The following is a 21,236-nucleotide window of genomic DNA, read 5'->3' on the forward strand; positions in this document are numbered from 1 at the left end:
TCCTGGTGTTCATGGCGCGGTGGAACCACACTGACCCATCTCGAACTCAGAGGTGAAACGCTGCAGCGGCGACGATACTTTGGGGGTAGCCCCACGGGACAATAGCTCGATGCCAGGATAATATTAAAGAAAAGACTCCTTTGTAACTGACGAAAGGAGTCTTTTCTTATGGAATTGTGCAGTTCAATTGGCAGTATTTAAGGTTTTGACTGTTAGAACTTGAGGGGGTGTTGAGTCAGGGGGATAGAGAAAATCAACCTGGACAAGGCGACGTTGGTTGGCAGGAATATTTAGGGTTACGAGAGGTTCACCTTCTTGACCACGTCGTTGTACTAGATGGATATATTGAGTAAGGGGGCGATCGCGCTCATCGTTATACCGGATGCGAACGCTGCCACGAAAGAACACTTGACGAGCAGGTGGCTCTAGAAAACGTAATCCTTGCTTGCTAAGCGTATCCTCCTTCAAAGGTGTTTCTAGGGAAATAGCAACTGTTTGAGGTTGGTTAGTGGGATTAGTTAGCGGCAGGGTTAAGTTGTACTCCATTGCGTAATTGCCATGAGCTTGGTAAGCGGTGTCAGGATAGCGAGCTAGCAACGGAGCGCTTTGAATCTGAGTAGTTCCTAAAGTGCCAGCTAGTAGTGTGCTGAGACCATACGAAAAAGCTTCTCCAACTGCAGGAATTGTCAGGAATTGGCTAGTAGGGTTATCTACAAGTTGCGATCGCCAGGTAGATCCTTGAGCAACTCCCGCGACTCGGCTATAGATCACTTGGCCTGTCTTGACATCCGGGGGTGTGGGTGTGCGATCGCGTGGCCCTGATAAGTCACCATTGTTTAAGAGAGTTTCCCATTCTTCTAGGGTGGGAGCCTGTTCCGTGCCCTCTGTATTGGCACGCGCAAACATCCCTAAGGTAGCCATGTAAACGGGGCCGTTGCTGCGTAAGCGCATGAGAGTAGAACGACCATTGATTGGTGGGTCAAGAGTGGCTACTGGAATCGGGAGATTGAGCAGCATACGGCTTTCTCCCGGTGGAATGACCAGTTGTGCTGGGAAGTTGTCCTGCCGTTTACCTCGCAGAACATCATTCATAGCGCGATCGCCTGGGCCTGCATACACACTACCTGTTGGATTCTCAACGTAGGGAGGTAGCTCAATAAAGGGTGCATCGGGCTGGCTGAGATAACTGGCAGCTTGCAGAATGTCAACCGTGACTGGTTGGGTGCTGGAATTGTGGAGGATGGCACCCAAATAAAGTGTTTTCAGATCCTCAGGAGTCGTCGCTTTAGCGATGTGATGAGCGAAGAGATCGAAGCGGCCTTGCAATGGGACGTTGAGATGAGCAGCAGGAAAGCGCTTGCCTGTAGATGGAAAAGTTGAAAGGAGAATGCCTTCCTTTTGCACAACTTCTGGGCTGTTGCTATTGAAGACCAGAACATCGTCTAACTGACCGAGCAACGGTCTGACTTCTTGCAGCCGCACAAATTCTTCAGAGGGTGGTGGGGAAGGTGGAGCGGGAGTAGCTTGAGCCAAAGTTAATAGGGGCAACAACGAGAACATGCGATAGTTCACTCGAAACATGTCAGTAATAAGAAGTTTACGGGGTGTAGGAAGTTTCTATGATTGGGTTTGAGAAAATTTAGCTGGAGTAAATGCAGTCACCTAGAGGCTGAGCAGGCGCTGCATAATGGTTAAAAAATCTGACACCATGAATTCGATGTTCTGTGGAGTCAAAATGGGTACGTGAACAAAGAGGCAATAATTCTGTAGCTTTTGCTCTCTGCTGTATTTCAAGAGAGAGTAATAGAGCCAGTTACAAACGAATTGCCCTGCATCATGGCTAATAGCTGTGGTCGGTAAGTCTGCGATTAAAGATTCTAAATTTAGAGGGGTGGTAATAACTTCGCTGTCATGTTTGCCATTGGACTCGACCGTGAGTAGACTACGACTTTCTGCCATACCACAACAAAGAATGATGTGGGGTTGTAATTCATCTACTTTGGCTAGAAGCTGACTGGGGGCGAGATCAAAATCAACTGGAATCTGGCGGAGGAAGTGCAGTTGCTGAGGATAAGGATTTTGGTGGGAGACTATCTCCAGTAAGTCATCGGAAGAATTCGATCGCTGGTGGGGTTGCCAGGTGTCAAAAGAAGTGAGAAGGATACTTCGTGGCATGAGAGGTAATCTACAACCAACTACAATAAAAGTATGAATCAGCACAGGGAAGTGGATTAATGGCAGTCATTGCGGTCGTCGATTATGACATGGGCAATTTGCACTCCGTATGCAAAGGTTTAGAGCGAGCGGGAGCCACACCTCAAATTACTGATCGCCCCCATGAAATTGACCAAGCTGATGCCGTGGTATTGCCTGGTGTAGGAGCTTTTGATCCAGCAGTGCAACATTTGCGATCGCGCCATTTAGAAGCACCAATCAAACAAGCGATCGCTAGTGGTAAGCCATTTCTAGGCATTTGCTTAGGTTTGCAAATTTTGTTTGACGGCAGTGAGGAAGGCCAAGAACCAGGCTTAGGGATTGTGCCAGGAGTGGTGCGGCACTTTCGTCGTGAGCCTGGAATTACAATTCCCCACATGGGTTGGAATCAACTCAACTTTACGCAATCTCAGTTACCCATCTGGCAAAGCTTGCCTGCTCAGCCTTGGGTGTATTTTGTCCACTCTTACTATGTTGACCCTATTGACTCCCAAGTTCGGGCTGCCACAGTGACGCATGGCACTCAAACCGTGACAGCGGCGATCGCACAGGGAAATTTGATGGCAGTGCAATTCCACCCCGAAAAGTCTTCTGAATCAGGTCTACAGATTTTAGCGAACTTTGTCAGTCAAGTTCGATCTACTGTTTTGGCTTAGGCGCTGAGCTTAGGCGCGAACATCGCAAGCATGTTTATTCCTGCTGAGATGCCTATGGTAATCGCTCACCGTATTAATTCATGAGTTTAAGGATTTATGGCAATCGCCAACTGAAAACTTTACCTGGACAGGGCACTCGACCGACGTCAGCGCGGGTTCGGGAAGCTTTGTTTAATATCTGGCAGGGAAGGCTTGAAGGTTGCCGTTGGTTAGACTTGTGTACCGGGAGTGGGGCGATGGGCGCGGAGGCTCTCTGTCGTGGCGCTACTTTTGTCTTAGGAATTGAACAATCGAACCGAGCTTGTAGCTTGATTCGGCAAAATTGGCAGCAGGTAGCCAAACCAGACCAACAATTTCAAGTGTGGCGAGGGGATATCTTACAGCGCTTATCAGGAGCAGCGGGGAAACAATTTGACTGCATTTACTTTGATCCGCCCTATGCCAGCAATTTGTATCAACCTGTTTTAGAAGCGATCGCGCATTATCAGCTTTTAGCACCCGGTGGTGAAATTGCTGTGGAACATGACCCCCAAGGTTGGACGATCACTCAGATACCAACGCTAGAAGTTTGTCGTCAGAAAACCTATGGCAACACCGCCTTAACGTTTTACTGCCAAGCCCCAATTTGATTTGCAGGGCTAGAAACAGATTTGGGCAACCTAACAAGTAAAGACAGCTTAATAACTATGTTGAGCGATCTCTGGGGGTAATGGCAGCTTGGAGCGATCGCAACTTGTAGTCAAAAATTAGCCCTGGCTCCAAGGGTAAAACTCCTAATGAACCAGGGCGAGGTGTTACAGACCGAGCTGATTGCCGCGACGGTACTGTAGGTACGCTGCGACAAACAATCCAGCTAAGGTAATGGGAATCAAACCGAGAACAATCCCCGAAAGCAAAGGCTCTACCACGTCAAATCTCCTTATGAGTGTTTGCAGTACGTTAACGTTTCTTGCCTGTTTTTCATACTACTAGCTCTTGCTAGGAAAAAAAGAGTTTCATCAAACCTTTAGTCTTCTATGCAGCAGTGGGATCGGAGGCTTCGCTCACCCGTCTGGAAAAACTCTCCAAACTTGCCTGCACGCTTTGAAACTTTTAAGCTATGTTATTGAATGAAAAATTCTTTGTATATCTCCTTCACAGTTAGAAAACTTTTGGATAACCAGACGATTAAGCCCGAAATTTTAGTTCAGAAGATCAGCTTAATTGCGCTATCAATTTTGCTGACGATTTTGTTGGTGATTCTGGGTGTCCACCAATGGCAAGTTTCTGATCCTTATGTCAAGAGTGTGTTGTCTCTAAGAGGAGACCCAATTCTAGGCCATGCCATCTTTCAAATGAATTGTGCTGGATGTCATGGGCTAGAAGCGGATGGTCGTGTGGGTCCGAGTTTGCGTAATATTTCTCAGCGAAAGTCGAAGCTGAAGCTGATTCATCAGGTGATTAGTGGCAGAACGCCCCCAATGCCACAATTCCAGCCGAGTCCGCAAGAAATGACAGATTTGCTGAGCTATCTAGAAACGCTTTAACTAGCCGATTTGAAATTGTTGAGCATAGAAGCGAGCATAGCGATCGCCTTGGGCTAAAAGTTCCGCATGAGTCCCGGACTCCACCACACGGCCTTTTTCTAGCACCAAAATGCGATCGGCCCGCCGAACTGTGGCAAGACGATGGGCAATGATAAAGACTGTACGGCCTTGCATCAGCCGTTCTAGCGCTTCTTGTACCAAGGCTTCAGATTCGGAGTCTAGAGCTGAGGTGGCTTCATCGAGGATGAGAATGCGGGGGTCTAGGAGCACGGCACGAGCGATCGCAATTCGTTGGCGCTGCCCTCCTGATAAATTAACGCCACGTTCTCCGACCCAAGTTTGATAACCTTCCGGAAGCTGGGTAATAAACTGATGAGCATTGGCAACTTTGGCAGCAGCTTCCACAGCATCCAGGTCGAAGTTAGCGCGACCAAAGGCAATGTTTTGGGCGATCGTCCCAGAAAACAAGATCGTTTCTTGGGGGACAATCCCAATCTGCTGCCGTAAACTGCGCAAAGTGACATCGCGGATATCTACGCCATCAATCAGCACTTGCCCTACCTGAGGATCGTAAAACCGAGGTAAAAGGTTCACAAGAGTAGTTTTTCCCGCTCCAGAAGCACCGACTAGGGCGATCGCTTCTCCAGGCAAAGCTAGAAGGCTGAGGTGTTGCAGCACAGGCTGATCGGGTTGGTAGCTAAAACCAATGTTGCGGCATTCCACTTTGCCAGTTACCGCAGGCGTGGGTCGAGCATTAACTTTTTCAGTCACCGCAGGTTGAATGGCAAACAATTCATAGATCCGATCAACCGAGGCTTCTCCTTGCTTGAACTCGTTGTAGTTATCAGTAATGTGGGCGATCGGATCAATTAGTAAACCTACACCCGCCACATAACTACCAAACTCAGCTCCAGTTAGGTTGCCTTGGGAGATCTGCCAACCGCCCAACAGCAGCAGCAACAGCACGCTCAACGCATAGAGAAAACCCACCACGGGAAACTGTACCGCTCGTAACCAAGCCGCTAAATATTTGGCTTGGCGGTTGCGCTCTGCTTCGCGACTAAAGCGATCGATTTCATAGTCTTCGGCAGCAAAGGCTCGCACTAAACGAATACCACTGAAGACTTCGGTGAGCAGGGAGGACAAATCAGAGACGCGGTTTTGGCTGGTGCGAGAGAAAAGCAGCATTTTTTGACCGAACCAGCTAATCAGAACCCCCATCAGCGGGGCAACGAGAAAGGTGGCGAGGGTCAATTGCCAGTTGAGATAAATCATGTAGCCCAACACGACTACGAGTTGCAACACGCAAGGGATAAAGTCATGAAAGATTTTGTTCACAACTTCGCCAATGCGATCGATATCTTCGGTCAGGCGGTAGGTTAAGTCTCCGGTCTGAGCAGTTTCAAAATAGCTGAGGTTGAGGGTTTGCAGATGGCTATAGACTCGCCGCCGCAGGTCATAGGCGATCGCTAACGCTGCCTTAGCCATCAGCGAATCTTGCCCATACTGAGCCGTTTTCTGCACCAGAAACCCGACGGCAACTACGCCTGCGACTTGAGCCAGCTCCCTTATATCTCCTTTAGCAGTGAGACTCAGCAGCTTCCCTGCTAGCCAGACTAAAGCAGGCCAAAAAGCGGTAAATACCAGGGTGCAAGCAAAAGCTCGAGCGATCGTGCGCCAATGAGGTTTGAGATACGGCAGTAGCTGCCAATAGTGCGATCGTGTCTTCAAGGGATAGCGTCCAGCAAGTGTTCTCTCCTTTGTCTGACGCTACCAGCTTTTGGTAGTTTCTGAATGGCTTAGCCTGAGGAAACTTAGGCGCGTTTCCAGTTCTTTTTGACCACCCAAATAATAAAGGCTGCAATCAGAATGCAGAGGACGACTTTAGAGAGCGGGCCGATATATTGATCCACCAAATGATAGTTTTGGCCAAGTGCATAACCTGCGTAAGTCAACAGGCTCACCCATAAAGTGGTGCCTAGGGTGGAGTAGATCAGGAACGGTACCATTGGCATACCGCTAATACCCGCAGGGAGAGAAATCAACGTCCGGACACCAGGGACAAGACGGCAGAAAAAGACAGCTTTGGCATTGTAGCGATCGAACCAGTCATCGGCTCGGTCAATGTCTTTGCTAGAAATAGACAGCCATTTGCCATAGCGATCGGCTAAAGCCTTCAACCGTTCTTCCCCCAGTAACTTGCCTGCATAGTACCAAGGCAAGGCTCCTAATACTGTGCCCACAACCCCTGCTAAGACGGCATAGAAAAACTGCATTTTGCCCTGAAAAACTGTGAAGCCTGCCAGAGGCATGATCAGCTCGGATGGAATGGGTGGAAAGAGATTTTCCAAAAACATCAATAGACCAATACCCACGTAGCCTAGGGAGTTCATGGTGTTAGTAATCCACTCAGCCATCTGCTCAATTCCTCACGGGTGATTTAGAACATAAACAAATGGGGCGCTGAGAACGCCCCAATTTAGAGAATGCTAAAAACTAGGTTTAGGTTCCAGCAGTCCAAGAGTTAATGTACTCAATCTGCTCAGAGGTTAGCGTATCAATTTGCACACCCATTGCTTGCAGTTTCAAACGCGCAATTTCGCGATCGACTTCGGTGGGGATAGAGTGAATGCCAGGAGCCAAATTCCCCTTGTTCTTGACTAAGTGTTCGCAAGCGAGAGCTTGGTTGGCAAAGCTCATATCCATTACAGCGCTGGGATGGCCTTCTGCTGCGGCCAGGTTGACCAAGCGGCCTTCTCCTAGTACTACAACCGATTTGCCGTTTTGCAAGCGATACTCTTGGGTAAAGTTACGAACATCCTTCACTTCGGTCGCTTTAGCACCCAAGGATTTGAGATCAATTTCGATGTCGAAGTGACCAGAGTTACAAACGATCGCACCATCTTTCATGGCTTCAAAGTGCTCAGCCCGGATGACATGCTTGTTGCCTGTAACGGTAACAAAGATATCGCCGATCGCGGCAGCTTCAGACATGGGCATGACCCGGAAGCCATCCATGACTGCTTCGATCGCCTTGATGGGATCAATTTCGGTGACGACGACGTTGGAGCCTAGTCCGCGAGCCCGCATTGCTGTACCCTTACCACACCAGCCGTAACCTGCTACGACTAGGGTTTTACCAGCTAGCAGAATGTTGGTGGCGCGGATGATGCCATCCAAGGTGGATTGGCCTGTGCCGTAGCGGTTATCGAAGAAGTGCTTGGTGTCGGCGTCGTTGACGTTCATGGCAGGGAAAGTGAGCACGCCATCTCTGAGCATGGCCTGCAAACGCACAATCCCAGTGGTGGTTTCTTCGGTGGTACCAATCAGGTCAGCGATTTGATGCTGGCGCTGTTGAATCAAGGTCGCAACCACATCGCTACCGTCGTCGATGATGATGTTGGGGCGATGATCGAGCGCAATTTGGACGTGACGGTGGTAGGTGTCGTTGTCTTCGCCTTTTTGAGCATATACAGAGATACCGTGGTCAGCGACTAAGCTGGCGGCCACGTCATCTTGAGTAGACAGAGGATTGCTGGCAATGAGGATAGCATCGGCTCCACCCGCCTTGAGCGCGATCGCCAAGTGAGCAGTTTCCGTGGTAACGTGGCAGCAGGCAACGAGACGCAGCCCTTCAAAAGGCTTTTCTTGAGCAAAGCGATCGCGGATCTGACGTAGAACAGGCATTTCGCGCCCAGCCCATTCGATCCGCTGTCTGCCTTGGGGTGCAAGTGATAAATCTTTGACTTCGTGCTTCAGCCGGATGGGAGTCGCGGTCATGAAATTGCTTCCTTAGAATATTGAACTCACTGACTTAAACTAGACTAACCGCATTTGCTGATGATCTAACACCTGAAATGGGGTCTGATTCGCTGCATAGACTACAGGGGTTTCTCTTCAACCTGAGTTAAGTTTTCTGCCAGCAGAGGAGCTAGTTTGCTATTCAGGCGACCTGCTCGCACAAATTCTGCATAGGTGTCAGCTTCGATCGCCGTGAGTTCTTCCCATAGAAGCTCATGGCTAAAATCGCGTAGGTCAGGATACTCATTGTGGAGTTGGTCAATCTCACTCTGCAAATCGCTGAGCTGACCTTTGACCAATGCAGTTTGGTAGCGATAAAATTCGGGGTCAATTTCGGGGCGATCGCTTTGCGTCAAGTGTTTTTTGACTCGATTGATCGCCACCCAACGAGCGATCGTCTCTACATATTTTTGCTGGATGGGTTGATCGCTGAGGAGCCCTAGCCGCTCTAGCAAAGGTTTGACCGTGAGTCCTTGAACTAAGAGAGTGAATAGAACCGCCCCAAAAACAGTAGCAATCACTTCTTCTCGCTCTCCCAGCATCGTGGGCACACTCAAGGCTAAGGCAATAGAGACTGACCCCCGCAACCCGCCCCACCACAACACCGTCTGATCCGGTAAGGAAATGAGAGATTTAGCGACCCCATTACTCAGGGCACCTAAAGCATAGATAGCGATCGCGCGGGAGAGCAGCATGGCTCCAATGGTGATGGCGATCGTGCCTAAGTTAGCGCCCAGCACCGAAAAATGAATTTGATCACCAATCAATAAAAAGACAATCGAGTTGACGAAAAAGGCCAAGAAGTCCCAAAACTCAGTGACTACCAACCGAGTTCGAGGACTCATGCCAATGCGAGAACCAAGGTTGCCCAAAATAATGCCAGCCGTGACCACACCGATCACACCAGAGCCACCCAAATCTTCGGTAATTAAGTAGGTACCGTAGGCTGAAACGAGGGTCAGAGATTGCTCCACCAAGGGTAAATCAAACCGCTGGGTCAGATAGGAAAGGCCAAAGCCAATCAGACAGCCCACGCCAATCCCGATCCCAACCACCCCAATTAAACTAGCGAGCAGATCTGAGATATCCCAGTTGCTAGTGCCGAGGGGCAGGCCCACCAGAAACCCAAAGGCAACCACAGCCATACCATCGTTAAATAGACTTTCGCCTTCCATCAAGGTGGTCAACCGTTTACCTGCGCCTAACTCTCGAAATAAAGCAATCACAGACACCGGATCGGTGGCGGATAAGCTAGCCCCGACTAGCAGGGCTGTGGTCAAGGAGACCCCTCCTAAGTAGATCAACCCCCAAGCGACCCCGGCGATCGAAATGACCACCCCTAGCACTGCAAATAAGCTAATCGGGATCAAGTCTTGCTTGAGATTAGACCACTTGATATTCCAAGCTGCCTCGAATAACAGCGGTGGTAAAAAGATAGACAGAATCAGCTCTGGCGAGAGATTCACTAAGCGAATATCAATAAACGCCAGCCCTAGCCCCACAATCACCAACAGTAGTGTGTAGGGAATTTGGCGAAACCAGCTAATGATCCGGGGTAGGGTGGCCACACTTAAGGAAACAGAGAGCACCAGGAGGAACTGCTTGAGATTTTGCTCAATGGCTACTCCCTCTGTTACTGCTTCTACAGCCATAGTTCTGAAGTAATGAACAACAAATCACAATCGTGACTTGCTGCCATAGTGACATACTCACCCCTAATGCTATCTAGATGCTATTGGATTGAACCCAGACGCTATCAGTACATAAATACTATAATCATATAGAAGTACAACGGCTCAATTCAATCTTAAAAAACGGTTGATTTTTCAGCGTTTCAGGGTGGTTATTACCCTAAAATACGACCTCCATAGGCACCCTATATGTAGTGACTATAAACTACAATAGATCTAGTGAGATTCAAGTTCTAAATATGCAGATCGGTCGCTTTTTTTCGTTACAGCAAGGTCGCGTCGGTCAATATTTATCGCCGCGAGTTTTGGTCGTGCGTAGCCCGTTCCAGAAGCTACCAAAATCGGGTGGGCCCACTGCCGCTTGCTACTTTGGTTTTGACAAATTGAGTAAGGCTCAAGCTTTCGCTAAGTACCTTTCAGGCTTGGGTTATAACTATCAGCTCCGACGAGGGAAAATGCTGCTTCAGTACGCCTATGAGATCGCTCTACCGCAGCATACTGACCTAGCAAAGGTGTTGGCTTATTGGGATCGGATGGATGGTAAGCGGCCCAATTTGAGCGTTGATCGAGCTAATATTCGCGATCGCGCCTTGCAAGTGGTGCCTCCTGGATTAGCGGCTTAAGCGTGGCGTAGCGGGCTTGTTTTCTCTTGAAAGTGTTGTGGTAATGCACTACAATAAGGATAGTGATTCAAGTTCTTGCGCCATGACTAAGCACTACATTCTCAGCGTGGACCCAACCGCCAAATATGACTGGGACCGTTGCACCCTCCGCGACCCCATCACCGCCAATCGCCCTGACCTAGCCGAGCTGATTGCTGAGGCAGTAGGGAAAGCGGCTGGCTCCTATTTGGTAGCGGTCAATATTGAAGTTCAAGTGTTAGAACAAACCGCACCGAATGCTCAAACGAAGCGTCTGCTTCCGAGTGATCTGGACGCAGCCGTGCGATCGCAGCGAGTGCAGTTAGAAGAATTAGCTGCGTAATTTAGCTACTAGCGGGGAAGCCCCGCGCTGTACCTGAAAGGTCAGCGTCGGGATGAGAAGCGCGTGACTGAGGGTGCGCTGCCTGACCGATTCCGCAGGACAGGGAAGGTAACAGCGCCCGAAGAAACACACTATTTATAGTGCTTATCAGAAATTCAAAAATACGCTAAAATAAGGACGTGCTAAAAGCAACCAAGGTACGAATTTATCCGACTGATGGGCAGGTCATTCAGTTGTCCAAAGATTTTGGCGCAACTCGATGGCTCTGGAATCAGTCGCTTTCCTTAATGTCCGCGACCTACAAGGAAACGGGTAAAGGCGTATCTGCTTACGACATGAAGAAGCGGATACCAGAGCTAAAGAAGGAGTTCGAATGGCTCAAGGAGACTTACTCACAGTGCCTCCAGCAGTCGATCCTGAATCTGTCTCAAGCGTTTATCAACTTCTTTGAAGGGCGGGCAAAATACCCCACATTCAAAAGCAAGTTTGATAGACAGTCGCTTCAATATCCTGCCAACGTAAAACTTCACGGCGATGATGCGATTAAGTTCCCTGGAAATCTAGGCACCGTAAAAGCTAAAATCCATCGCATTTTACCTACAGGCAAGATTAAGACCGTTACGGTATCTAAGACCCCTGAAGGACACTACTTCGCCTCTTTGTTGATCGATGACGGTACGGCTAAGCCTGAAATCAGCAGCGACGGTAAAGCTGTTGGGATTGACTTGGGATTGATTGATTTTGCCGTTACTTCCGATGGCTCAAAGTTCTACAATCCCAGGCACCTCAAGAAACATGCCAAGAACTTAAAGCGCAAGCAGCAAAAGCTATCCAGAAAAACCAAGGGCAGCAAGACTCGCATAAAAGCGCGTCGCCTGGTCGCTAAAGTTCACGGCAAAATTGCCAGAGTCAGAGAAGATTTTCTCCACAAACTATCTCGCAAGCTAGTCAACGAAAACCAAGTTGTAGTGGTGGAAAATCTGGCAGTCAAGAACATGGTAAAAAATCATACTCTTGCCAAAGCCATCAGCGATGCGGGCTGGGGTAAGTTTTGCACCATGCTCAAGTACAAAGCCGAGTTTGACGGCAAAACCTATCTTGAAGTAGACAGATTTTTCCCGTCGTCTCATTTGTGTTCAAACACGCTGCTACAAATCCCCAAAATGGATCTCTCTGTCCGCTTCTTTGATTGCCCGCACTGCCAGCAACGGCATGAGCGGGATGTAAATGCGGCAATCAATATCAGAAATGAAGGCTTGCGATTACTGGCGTTGGGAATCAGCGCTACTGCCAATCGAGGGAGTGTAAATCCGAAGGGTTCTGGACGTAAAAAATCCATGAATTCGGAGGTAGCTCCCGTTGAAGTTGGAAGCCCGCGCTCTATCGTTTAGCGATGAGCGTCGGGTAATTCACGCTGATGCCTATTGCTCTCCGGGCTGGGTTGCTATTCTCCTCAGCCTCCGATTGATTCCTGACACTCACATTCAAGTTCTCAGTTTGCTTAGGAAAGATATCTATGAAATTCAGTATTAGTCAGTATCCCGCCGCGATCGCTCAAGCTGCTCAAGCGGTGAATGAGCTAGAACACCAAATTGGGGAAGCCCGCCAGCATATTGCTCGCTTAGAAGGCAATGCTGACTTGGTCGTGGCGTTTGAAACCAACTTGAAGAATGACAACCAACGCAAGGCGCGCCGCTTCGAAGTGCTGCAAGCAAATCCTGAATATCAGCATGCGATGGATGCCCTGCTGCGCCTGAGTACCGAGAAATCCAATGCCTTGGCTCATCTAGAGCACTTGCGCAATGAGTTTAGCGTCGCCAAGTTAGAAGCGCGTCTAGCGATCGCTCAGCAGCTGACTGGCCTAGAGACCCGCGAGTTTGTTGGGCTGTAGTCACCTAAGCGTTAAGCTTCTCTCCTCTCGAAGCAATTTTTGAGAGGAATGTAGTAGCAGTAGGACCCTTGTCCTGCTGCTTTTTTCTTAAATGTTGAACTGTTATTTCTAATTTGATTACTTATAGAAACAAACAGCAATAAAAAAGTGGCCCCCGCCGCGAGGTGAAGGTCACTTAGTGATTCAAGTTCTTAATTTAAGCCTAGTAGATGAGGGAGGTTTATGCAAGAAAATGTGGTGGAATTAATCCGAGAGCTGATGAAAACTCAGCAGATGAGCATTCGCAAAATCTCGGCACGAATCGCTAAAGAGCATGGAGGCAGCGCTTTGGGCTATACTCAGCAAATTAATCGAATCCTGAATGATTCGGACTACGATCCCAACTTTTCTACCGTTCAAAAAGTGCTTGCTGCTCTCAATTGTTCTTTCTGGCAATTGACAACCGCTCAGAGAAATTTTGACTTCAAAGCGATAGAAGGACGCTTAGATCGCTTTGATACGGAAATTACAGACCTAAAGTTGGCAGTTGACCAACTTCGTGGATCAGTTGAAGAATTGGTGCAAGAATTACGGCCTATTCAGCCAGAAGTAAAGCGACCATCAGCTTCTATTCGTTCGTCTAGTTAATTTGATTATGAATACAATTCTCACGCCGACAGAAATTTCTGATTTTCGCGCCGAACTGAGCGATTATCCCCAGGCTTTAGTCGCTTTAGATGTAGTTGAAGACTGTGAGGGCGATTTAGAAGATGCCGCGATCGCCCTAGCAATTCATGTCGGGCAGCAACCCACCACATCTGAGGGCTGGATCGCAGGATTGGCGAAGCGCTGGCGACCTAGGCTGTGCCAAGCTGAATTGCGAGCTGATTTAGAAACTAACCGTGTGGCAACTACCATCACACAGCTAGTCACGACAAATGCTCTACCTTGGGAACTGGCTACCCTCGTGAGTATCTACGCCGCTAAAGCTGGAATCGATGATTTCTGCAAGCCGCTAGAAGAAAAGCTCTAGTGCTTTTAGGGTTTGGGCTGGTTGGGAGGAAATTCACGAGATTGCACTTCGGTAGCAAAGGTTTGTACCGCTTGGGTAATGCTCTCTCGTAAGTTGGCGTAGGTTTTGGCGAAGGGGGGTTGCCAACTGGAAAGCCCTAGCAAATCCGCTGTGACCAACACCTGACCGTCGCAATGAGGACCAGCACCAATGCCAATAGTCGGAACGGTGAGTTTTTGCGTGATTTGCTGGGCTAATTCAGTAGGGATATGTTCTAAGACGATCGCGAAGGCTCCTGCTTGCTCAAGGGCGATCGCTTCTGCCAAAATCCGCTCCTTCGCTTCTACGGATTTGCCTTGTTGACGATAGCCCAGTTGATGCACTGACTGGGGGGTAAGACCGACATGCCCCATGACTGGGATGCCAACTTGGACTAAATGAGCAACGGTATCAGCGATCGCGGGGTAGCCACCTTCTAGTTTCACGGCTTGGGCACCTGTTTCTTTGAGGACTCGCCCTGCTGAGTGAATGGCCTGTTGCCAACTCTCCTGATAGCTCAAGAAGGGCAAATCCACCACGATCAGCGCTTGCTTCACCCCACGACGGACTGCTTTGGCATGGTGCAGCATTTCTTCTAAAGTGATGGGCAGGGTGGTGTCGTAGCCTAGCGCCACCATTGCTAGGGAATCTCCGACTAAGAGTACATCGGCCCCCGCTTGATCCAGAATTTGAGCGAAGGCGTAATCCCAAGCGGTAAGTACGACGATGGGACGACCTTGCTGTTTCCATTGGCTCAATTGCTGGATTTTGACTGTCATGGTTGTCTGGTTGAACAGGAGATCTAGTCTTACTTGTTAAGCTGGCGATCGCAACTTGGTGTTTACTTTTGGTCTAAGACCAAGATCTTGGGTGAGACCTAACCCCCAGCCCCTTCCCTGTAGGGAAGGGGAGTAGAATTCACGGGTTTTAGTCTTTGAAGCTTTTTAGGGCGGATTCGGCCTTTTCTTCGCCTGCTTTGTCACCTTGGCGTTTGAATAAGTCGCGGGCTTTTTGGAAGGTGTCTTTGGCTTCGTCTAGGCGATCGCGGCCTCTAAGAGCAACGGCTAGGTTATAGACGGTTCTAGCATCATCGGGAGCAGCTTCTAGAGCTTCGCGATAGGCAACGATCGCTCGCAGGAAGTTTTGCTCTTCTAGGTAAAGGTCGCCAATGGCGGTGTGCGCGTCGGTCAAACTGGGTTTAATGGCCACTGCTCGTTGGTAGGCTTGTAAGGCTCCAGTGCGATCGTCTTGGTTTTGCAAAATTTTGCCGATTTGCAGATGGATATCAGCGTTGCGGGGTTCCATCTGGGCAGCACGTTCTAGGGCAGTAATACCGCCACGGGTATCGCCTTGATTGAGGAACGCAACACCTAGGTTAATTTGTGTGCTGGCCCGGTTGGGGGCGAGTTGAGCAGCACGTTGTAAGGTAGAGGTCGCTTCTCGATAGCGCTTTTGCTCCAAAAATAAGGAGCCGAGGGCTTCGTAGGCTTTGGCACTGTTGGGATTAATGCCAATCACCTTTTGATAAGCGGCGATCGCGTCGTTGTTGTTGCCTTGCCGCGCCAAGACAATCCCAAGCCCTAAATAAGCTTCTGTGTTTTTGCCATCTAGCTGAGTGGCTCGCTGATAAGCAGCTGCCGCGCCTGAGTTGTCGCCTGAGCTGGCTAAGCTGTAGCCAAGGGCATACTGAAAGTCGGCGTTTTTCTCGTCTAGGGCTACGGCTTGACGGTAGGCGGCGGCAGCAGCAGGAAAATTGCCTTGGCGAGCCTGCAAGTAGCCAATCCCGGAGAAAATCTTGGCATTCTTACTGTCTAAGCTGGCGGCTTGTTGGTAGGCCGCTAATGCCCCAGAAAAATTCCCAGTGTCAACGAGTTTGCGACCTTCCTGGAGGAGACGGCTGAGTTCTTGACTGTTGGCACTGCTGGTTTGAGCGATCAGACGGTTGGCGATCAGACGGTTGGCGATCGCTGGGTGCTGGCGGCTTGCTGTCGTTGTCTGCTTTGCTTCAGCGGCTTGAGTGACGGGTGCAGCTAAGGCCAAGCTGGCTAACCACAGCGTACTCACTGCTAATAGAGTTGGTTTATACACGGCCAATTTCCTAGACGACATTTGCAAGTGTTAAGGGCTACTGGGATTTCCAAAAAGGATCAGGAAGGAGACTACCGAGATCCGTCGCAAGTTCCACTCGGAGCAAAACTTTTATGATTGAAACTAGCTGAGGAAGCTGCACCCTGACCTGAAGCTTGAACTTTTTAAGTATTGTTGCAGGAGGACAATTGATGATTTTATCAACAACTGATGTCATTCAAGGGGCAACTGTCGAAGCGTACTTGGGTATCGTGACCGCTGAAGTGGTCTATGGCAGTAATGCGCTGCGAGATTTTTTTGCGGGAATTCGAGACATTATTGGCGGGCGAACAGCTAGCTATGAGCGGGTCTTTGAGCAAGGCCAACGAGACGCACTGGCAGAGCTAGAAAAGCGGGCCGAGCGTTTAGGAGCCAATGCTGTGATTGGCATCGAGATTGATACAGGCACGATCAGCCTCGACCAGTCTGGAGTTTTGTTGTTGATTACAGCGACCGGAACGGCAATTCGGCTGCGCTAGGACTGAATCACCCTTACTACTAATGGCTGAGAAAGAATTGCTAATTACCACCTTGACTGCCAAAAAACAGTCCAAATTCTACCTAAGGACGTAGAGCTTTTTTGATAATTGGCTTATCAGCTTTCAAAACTTACTTTACCAGAAGGATAAATTTTAGAATATGTGAACATGAACTCAGGGATAGTAGTTACATTGTGATAGAGACTACTTTTCGAACTTAATTTGCCGACAATAAGATGGAGGTTTAAAGCTTAATAAAAGAAGTGAAAAAATGTGAAGCTGTCGAGCTAAAGTTAAATTAGACTCGCCTGAAAGGATTGCTACGGGGGCGATCGCCAACCTTGGTCAAAGCTCCCTAAGACAAATTAAGTTGAGCTAGATGAGAAATCTGGATAAATTAATCCCAAAAAGCTAAAAAATTTATGATCCCCACTTTCTCCAGCAAAACTAATTTTAATTTCTATATTTAGAGGGCCAATCTAGCTAAACCCTTATTCCCGGCGATAGATGCCAGTAGTTGTAGAGACGGCTTAAAGTGAGTTTCAAATGTTGATATTGCTAGAGCAAATACTTTAAGACACTTATACAGTGGGAGGGAAAAGATAGAGCTATGGCATACACAAATCGGCCAGCAGATAGCGTAGTAGAAAGATCAGCTTACGGTCCAGTGGCTGAGTATCATGATCGAGTCCGTTGGGGTCCTATTTTGGCAGGTTTGCTCACCGCTTTGGCTAGCCAATTGGTGCTGAGTGCTCTCGGTGCAGCTATTGGGCTATCTAGCATCGCTGGGTCTGGTGCTCCCCGCTCCAATGCTGGAGATGTTGGAACCGCTGTGGGCATCTGGAGCATTATTAGTTTATTTATTTCTCTGTTTATTGGTGGTTGGATTACAAGTCGCACCTGTGGTCCCATGAACCGCAGCACGGCTCTGTTAAATGGTGCGATTCTTTGGGCAACAACCCTAGCAATTAGCTCTTGGTTGTTGGCTAGTGGTGTATCTGGTACTTTTGGTTTGCTAGTGAATAGTGCTGCCGATGCTGCCTCTGCCGCAGCGCAGCCCGGTGGGATTGACATCCCTGACCCAAGCGCTATCCAAAGCCCTAATCTTTCGACTCAAGGTACTCGCGACTTAGCGGGTAATGCCGCAAAGGCAGGCTGGTCTTTCACCTTTGGCTCCTTGCTCGGTTTGGTAGCTTCGATGATTGGTGCTTCTGTGGGTGCTCGTAGTCCTCGAACCAACGGCAATCACCAGCACAGCTAGTTGAGAACAGCTAGTCATTGACTGCTAAAAAGACTGCTAAAAACTTTCTCATAGCCCTGAGCTAAAGTTAAATCCATGCTATGCAGCACTTTCTCAACTTGAGGAGGTGCTATTTTTTGCGATCGCCCTTCTTGTCTCAACTTGATATTCCGAGCCCGACTCGACTAGTGGTGACCAAAAGACATAGGTTAGAATCAGCAAGCCTTAAAATTGAGTTTTACCATGTCTCCCTGGTGGAAGTTGCCCATTGTGTCTATGACAAGTGCGAGTAAATGTTTAACGGCAAGTGAGCTGACCTCACAGGTAGAATCGCCCAAGCAGCGTCGGTCATGGCGACAGCAAGTGTTGGCTGCGGTGCTGGGGTTGGTGATTGCGATCGCGGGGTTCTGGTCGGTGGGAGCTTCACCCGCTTGGGCAGGCATCGACGACGATCGCTTTGATGGCAATATCTTTGCGCTCTATGCAGGCAATGGGGCACTGGTCCCACCGAGAACCACTTTGGCAGATTCCATTCAGCGTCATAAGCCTGCGTTACTGGTGTTTTTTGTGGATGACAGCAAGGATTGCAAGCAGTTTTCCCCAGTGGTCTCGCAGCTCCAGGGTTTTTATGGCAAGGTCGTGGACTTTATCCCCATCAACGTGGATGCCCTACCAGTTAAGTCTAGCTATAGCCCTACTGAACCAGGTTACTACTACGCTGGCATTGTGCCTCAGACAGTAGTGATCAACCAAGAGGGTAAAGTGGCGCTGAATGCGAAGGGTAAGGTTCCCTTTGAAGCAGTGGATGATGTTTTCCGAGAAGTCTTTAACCTGCTGCCCCGCTCTGAGTCTGTACCGCTAAGACGGCGCATGTTTAATGAGTTCAACTCTGAGTTGACTGAACAAGCAGCTCCGAAGAAGTAATGGGGTTGCTGAATTAGAAATGAATCTGGCCTCATCCCCAACCTTGCTCTCTAGGGAGAAGGAAGCAGAAACTCAATTCCCTCTAGGAGGTTGGGGTGAAGGTGGATCGAGTGATTTTCGACCGGACTCAGCAATATCAAATTATTGAGGTAGAGGATTGGGTAATTAGGGTCGCCAAACAGGAAATTCATTGACTGTTTCTTCGGCTTCAGAGTCGGTGATCCTCGTGTTCTCAGAGCCATCCACATTGATCGTGTAAATCTCGGTCTTCCGCTTGTACGCGATCGGTTTCAAAGCATAAACCAGTCGCTTGCTATCCGGGGACCAACTCGGAGATAAACTCCGATTACCGAATGGATTCTGCGTTACCTGAGTCTGACCAGACCCATCCGCATTCATTACATAGATGTTAAAACGCTCCTGGCGAAGTGAAGCAAAAGCAATTTGCTTACCATCCGGGGACCAGCTCGGAGAATCATCCGGTACTAGGTTATCTGTCAATCGAGTTGGGTTAGACCCATCCGCATCCACGACATAAATCTCAGTATTGACCATACTAAGGCTTGTCACATGCTGGCTAGAGGTAAAAGCAATGCGTTTGCCATCAGGAGACCAGGATGGCGACATGTCGCCAGCATCCTCGATTAGTTTGATTGGATTAGAGCCGTCAGCATCCATCACATAAATGGCACCCATCGGGAAAAAGCCCCCACTAAAAGTTACGTGGAAGGCAATCTTTTTGCCGTCAGGCGACCAAGTAGGAGCAGAACTGCTATACTCGCTTGCTAATTTGACTTCTCCAGATCCATCTGCATTCATCACACAGATTGAGATTTTACTTTTACCCACCTGGCCCGCAGAACAAGCGATCTGCTGACCATCCGGTGACCAAGCAGGGTTGTAATAGTTAACCTTAGGATTGCGGCTGATCTTAGTTTGTCCAGACCCATCCGCATTCATTACATAGAGCGCCCCTGTACCGTCCCGATCAGAAACAAAAGCAATCTCAGCATTCCCGTTAGTCATAGAAAGAGCCGAAGGAAGAGTGTCAGCGGGCTTGAAGGGTGAACTTGCAGCACCAATCTCTTCAGATACCCTATTGCCACAAGCGGGCAAGAGTAGCCCTAGTAGACAAACCGTAGCAGCAAGATAGTGCTTGGGAAGGGAATTTTCCAAAGTTGAATTTCCTGACTCTACAGTAAACTGCCCGCATGAATGACCAGCGGCTCAAGCGGCTACGAGAGCGAAGATTGTTGATGCACGGTCCGATTTCGAGAAAGGTAGTTTTAGCCTGCCTCCGCAGGCTTAGTTCTAATAGCCCCAGGCTTCAGCCTGCGAGACTTTAACGATTTATGCTAAGGGTCGGGATTGGGCTAAACCTGACACAAGACGAGGCCAAACCACTGCTTAGGATCGCTCCAAGCTTGAATTGGGTTTAAGCCTTTAGCTTTAAGGTCTTGCTGCATCAGTGACAGATCAAACTTGCGGGAGATCTCGGTGTGAATGGTTTCACCTGCGGCAAACTCCAGGGTTAAGTTGAGCGATCGCAGATGGACGGTTTGCGATCGCAAGCTCTTTAAGTAAATCTCAATTTGATGCAGTGACTGGTTATAGAAGGCAACATGCTCAAACTGCGAGATATCAAAGTCACCTTGGAAACGCCCATTGAGATGGGCCAGCATATTGAGGTTAAAGGCTGCGGTGATCTCTTGGCTGTCGTCATAGGCAGCTTCTAGAACCTCGGGTGACTTTTGTAAGTCAAACCCCAATAGGAAATACTCACCTGGTTTCAGGGAAGCTTTCACTTGGCTAAAGAAAACCTCGCATTCTGCTGGGGTGAGATTGCCGAGGGAACTGCCGAGGAAACAAATCATCCGGGTGGGCAGTTGGGCAGGCTCTAGCTTCGCCAGGGCTAGCTCGTAGGTACTGACTAAGCCGTGGACTTGCAAGGTGGGGTAGTCGATCAGCAAATCCCGCGCACTACTTTCTAGAATGCCAGCGCTGACATCAATCGGCATGTAGTGTAAAGGCTGATCCAAAGCAGCGTAAGCATCTAGCAAAATCCGGGTTTTGATGGCACTACCGCTGCCGAGTTCGACCAGCTCACAAGGTCCGGTAATTTGAGCGATCGCAGAGGCATACTGCTGGAGGATAGCCGTCTCAGTCCGAGTTAAGTAGTACTCTGGCAGTTCACAGATTTGCTCAAATAGCTGAGAGCCGCGATCGTCGTAGAAATAATGCGGGGGCAAGGATTTAGGCGCTTTGCTTAAACCCTCCACCACATCCTTTCCAGCCGTAAGCTCTTTGGCTAAAGGATTACTAGGACTGATCAGGTGGTCAATCTGCAAGCGCTGTTCTAGGGGCTGAACAACACCTTGGTCTGGGGGTTGAGACACAAGATTGCTGCCCACTGCTTTAAAAATTGACATCCTACCTCCGTAAGTGTGATGGCAGCGAGATGGCTGATGACTCGCAGCAAGTTAGCACATCCATGTAAAAGCATGAGCTTATGGATGCGAGGCTTCTTAAATAGAGAACCACACAGCTATTCTCAGCCAAATCGAACTCAAGTGAGATTTTTTGACCAATCACTGGCTCCCCTCCCGTGGATACTATGTCTATAAACAGGTTAGGGCTGGCTATACACATCAGATTCCGTGGGAGAGGGGTGAC

22 protein-coding genes, 1 rRNA gene and 1 pseudogene are annotated in these 21,236 nt (G+C 49.0%); 13 read left to right on the plus strand and 11 right to left on the minus strand.

Annotated features, from left to right (window positions below; genetic code table 11):
- Window position 1 precedes the first annotated feature (1 nt).
- A 5S ribosomal RNA gene (rrf, locus tag KME12_18060) occupies window positions 2-118 on the plus strand.
- A gap of 65 nt (window positions 119-183) precedes the next feature.
- Here the strand turns inward: rrf and KME12_18065 are convergent.
- Together KME12_18065 and KME12_18070 are read right to left on the minus strand one after the other, a co-directional pair.
- Complete coding sequence (locus tag KME12_18065; protein ID MBW4489692.1) at window positions 184-1,560, minus strand: DUF3370 domain-containing protein; 1,377 nt, start codon at window positions 1,558-1,560, stop codon at window positions 184-186.
- Window positions 1,561-1,662: 102 nt separating this feature from the next.
- A complete protein-coding gene (locus KME12_18070) occupies window positions 1,663-2,175 on the minus strand; it encodes a peptidase C15 (GenBank protein ID MBW4489693.1) in 513 nt (170 codons plus the stop codon).
- A gap of 59 nt (window positions 2,176-2,234) precedes the next feature.
- On the opposite strand from KME12_18070, the gene hisH reads away from it, so the two are divergent.
- Both hisH and rsmD read left to right on the plus strand, forming a co-directional pair.
- Window positions 2,235-2,870, plus strand: coding sequence for an imidazole glycerol phosphate synthase subunit HisH (gene hisH / locus KME12_18075; protein ID MBW4489694.1), 636 nt, complete (start codon window positions 2,235-2,237; stop codon window positions 2,868-2,870).
- Between the two features lie 80 nt (window positions 2,871-2,950).
- Window positions 2,951-3,499, plus strand: coding sequence for a 16S rRNA (guanine(966)-N(2))-methyltransferase RsmD (gene rsmD / locus KME12_18080; GenBank protein MBW4489695.1), 549 nt, complete (start codon window positions 2,951-2,953; stop codon window positions 3,497-3,499).
- A 165-nt stretch (window positions 3,500-3,664) separates the two neighbouring features.
- On the opposite strand, the gene petG is transcribed toward rsmD, so the two are convergent.
- Entirely contained in the window at window positions 3,665-3,778 is a 114-nt protein-coding gene (gene petG, locus KME12_18085; protein MBW4489696.1) for a cytochrome b6-f complex subunit PetG, read from the minus strand.
- 201 nt (window positions 3,779-3,979) lie between these two features.
- Here petG and KME12_18090 point away from each other — a divergent pair, with 201 nt between their 5' ends.
- On the plus strand, window positions 3,980-4,396 hold the full coding sequence (locus KME12_18090; GenBank protein ID MBW4489697.1) for a cytochrome c: 417 nt from the start codon (window positions 3,980-3,982) through the stop codon (window positions 4,394-4,396).
- Here the strand turns inward: KME12_18090 and KME12_18095 are convergent, their stop codons facing one another.
- The 4 genes from KME12_18095 to KME12_18110 form a co-directional block, all read right to left on the minus strand.
- Entirely contained in the window at window positions 4,397-6,127 is a 1,731-nt protein-coding gene (locus KME12_18095; GenBank protein ID MBW4489698.1) for an ABC transporter ATP-binding protein/permease, read from the minus strand.
- An 83-nt stretch (window positions 6,128-6,210) separates the two neighbouring features.
- A complete protein-coding gene (locus KME12_18100) occupies window positions 6,211-6,813 on the minus strand; it encodes a DedA family protein (protein ID MBW4489699.1) in 603 nt (200 codons plus the stop codon).
- An 85-nt stretch (window positions 6,814-6,898) separates the two neighbouring features.
- Window positions 6,899-8,176 carry an adenosylhomocysteinase gene (gene ahcY / locus KME12_18105; protein MBW4489700.1) on the minus strand — a complete coding sequence of 426 codons (1,278 nt, stop codon included), beginning with the start codon at window positions 8,174-8,176 and terminating at the stop codon, window positions 6,899-6,901.
- 101 nt (window positions 8,177-8,277) lie between these two features.
- Window positions 8,278-9,849, minus strand: a complete 1,572-nt coding sequence (locus tag KME12_18110; protein ID MBW4489701.1) for a sodium:proton antiporter — start codon at window positions 9,847-9,849, stop codon at window positions 8,278-8,280.
- Between the two features lie 278 nt (window positions 9,850-10,127).
- Between KME12_18110 and KME12_18115 the strand changes: the two genes are divergently transcribed.
- From KME12_18115 to KME12_18140, 6 genes and pseudogenes are all read left to right on the plus strand, one after another.
- Window positions 10,128-10,511: a hypothetical protein gene (locus KME12_18115; GenBank protein ID MBW4489702.1), complete on the plus strand. Its 384-nt coding sequence runs from the start codon at window positions 10,128-10,130 to the stop codon at window positions 10,509-10,511.
- Window positions 10,512-10,593: 82 nt separating this feature from the next.
- A pseudogene (locus KME12_18120) lies at window positions 10,594-10,782 on the plus strand (hypothetical protein).
- Window positions 10,783-11,051: 269 nt separating this feature from the next.
- Window positions 11,052-12,263: a transposase gene (locus KME12_18125; protein ID MBW4489703.1), complete on the plus strand. Its 1,212-nt coding sequence runs from the start codon at window positions 11,052-11,054 to the stop codon at window positions 12,261-12,263.
- Between the two features lie 125 nt (window positions 12,264-12,388).
- Window positions 12,389-12,763, plus strand: coding sequence for a hypothetical protein (locus tag KME12_18130; GenBank protein MBW4489704.1), 375 nt, complete (start codon window positions 12,389-12,391; stop codon window positions 12,761-12,763).
- Between the two features lie 222 nt (window positions 12,764-12,985).
- Window positions 12,986-13,390, plus strand: coding sequence for a helix-turn-helix transcriptional regulator (locus tag KME12_18135; protein ID MBW4489705.1), 405 nt, complete (start codon window positions 12,986-12,988; stop codon window positions 13,388-13,390).
- Between the two features lie 7 nt (window positions 13,391-13,397).
- Complete coding sequence (locus KME12_18140; GenBank protein ID MBW4489706.1) at window positions 13,398-13,775, plus strand: hypothetical protein; 378 nt, start codon at window positions 13,398-13,400, stop codon at window positions 13,773-13,775.
- 5 nt (window positions 13,776-13,780) lie between these two features.
- Here the strand turns inward: KME12_18140 and panB are convergent, their stop codons facing one another.
- Together panB and KME12_18150 are read right to left on the minus strand one after the other, a co-directional pair.
- Complete coding sequence (gene panB / locus KME12_18145; protein MBW4489707.1) at window positions 13,781-14,572, minus strand: 3-methyl-2-oxobutanoate hydroxymethyltransferase; 792 nt, start codon at window positions 14,570-14,572, stop codon at window positions 13,781-13,783.
- Window positions 14,573-14,720: 148 nt separating this feature from the next.
- Window positions 14,721-15,902, minus strand: a complete 1,182-nt coding sequence (locus KME12_18150) for a tetratricopeptide repeat protein (protein MBW4489708.1) — start codon at window positions 15,900-15,902, stop codon at window positions 14,721-14,723.
- 170 nt (window positions 15,903-16,072) lie between these two features.
- Between KME12_18150 and KME12_18155 the strand changes: the two genes are divergently transcribed.
- From KME12_18155 to KME12_18165, 3 genes are all read left to right on the plus strand, one after another.
- Complete coding sequence (locus tag KME12_18155) at window positions 16,073-16,399, plus strand: heavy metal-binding domain-containing protein (protein ID MBW4489709.1); 327 nt, start codon at window positions 16,073-16,075, stop codon at window positions 16,397-16,399.
- Window positions 16,400-17,009: 610 nt separating this feature from the next.
- Complete coding sequence (locus KME12_18160) at window positions 17,010-17,660, plus strand: hypothetical protein (protein MBW4489710.1); 651 nt, start codon at window positions 17,010-17,012, stop codon at window positions 17,658-17,660.
- Between the two features lie 255 nt (window positions 17,661-17,915).
- Window positions 17,916-18,563, plus strand: coding sequence for a thylakoid membrane photosystem I accumulation factor (locus KME12_18165; protein ID MBW4489711.1), 648 nt, complete (start codon window positions 17,916-17,918; stop codon window positions 18,561-18,563).
- 165 nt (window positions 18,564-18,728) lie between these two features.
- Here the strand turns inward: KME12_18165 and KME12_18170 are convergent, their stop codons facing one another.
- Together KME12_18170 and egtD are read right to left on the minus strand one after the other, a co-directional pair.
- A complete protein-coding gene (locus KME12_18170; GenBank protein MBW4489712.1) occupies window positions 18,729-19,589 on the minus strand; it encodes a PD40 domain-containing protein in 861 nt (286 codons plus the stop codon).
- A 347-nt stretch (window positions 19,590-19,936) separates the two neighbouring features.
- Entirely contained in the window at window positions 19,937-20,992 is a 1,056-nt protein-coding gene (egtD, locus tag KME12_18175) for an L-histidine N(alpha)-methyltransferase (protein MBW4489713.1), read from the minus strand.
- Window positions 20,993-21,236: the final 244 nt, after the last annotated feature.

The organism is Trichocoleus desertorum ATA4-8-CV12, assembly GCA_019358975.1.
GTDB classification, from domain to species: domain Bacteria; phylum Cyanobacteriota; class Cyanobacteriia; order FACHB-46; family FACHB-46; genus Trichocoleus; species Trichocoleus desertorum_A.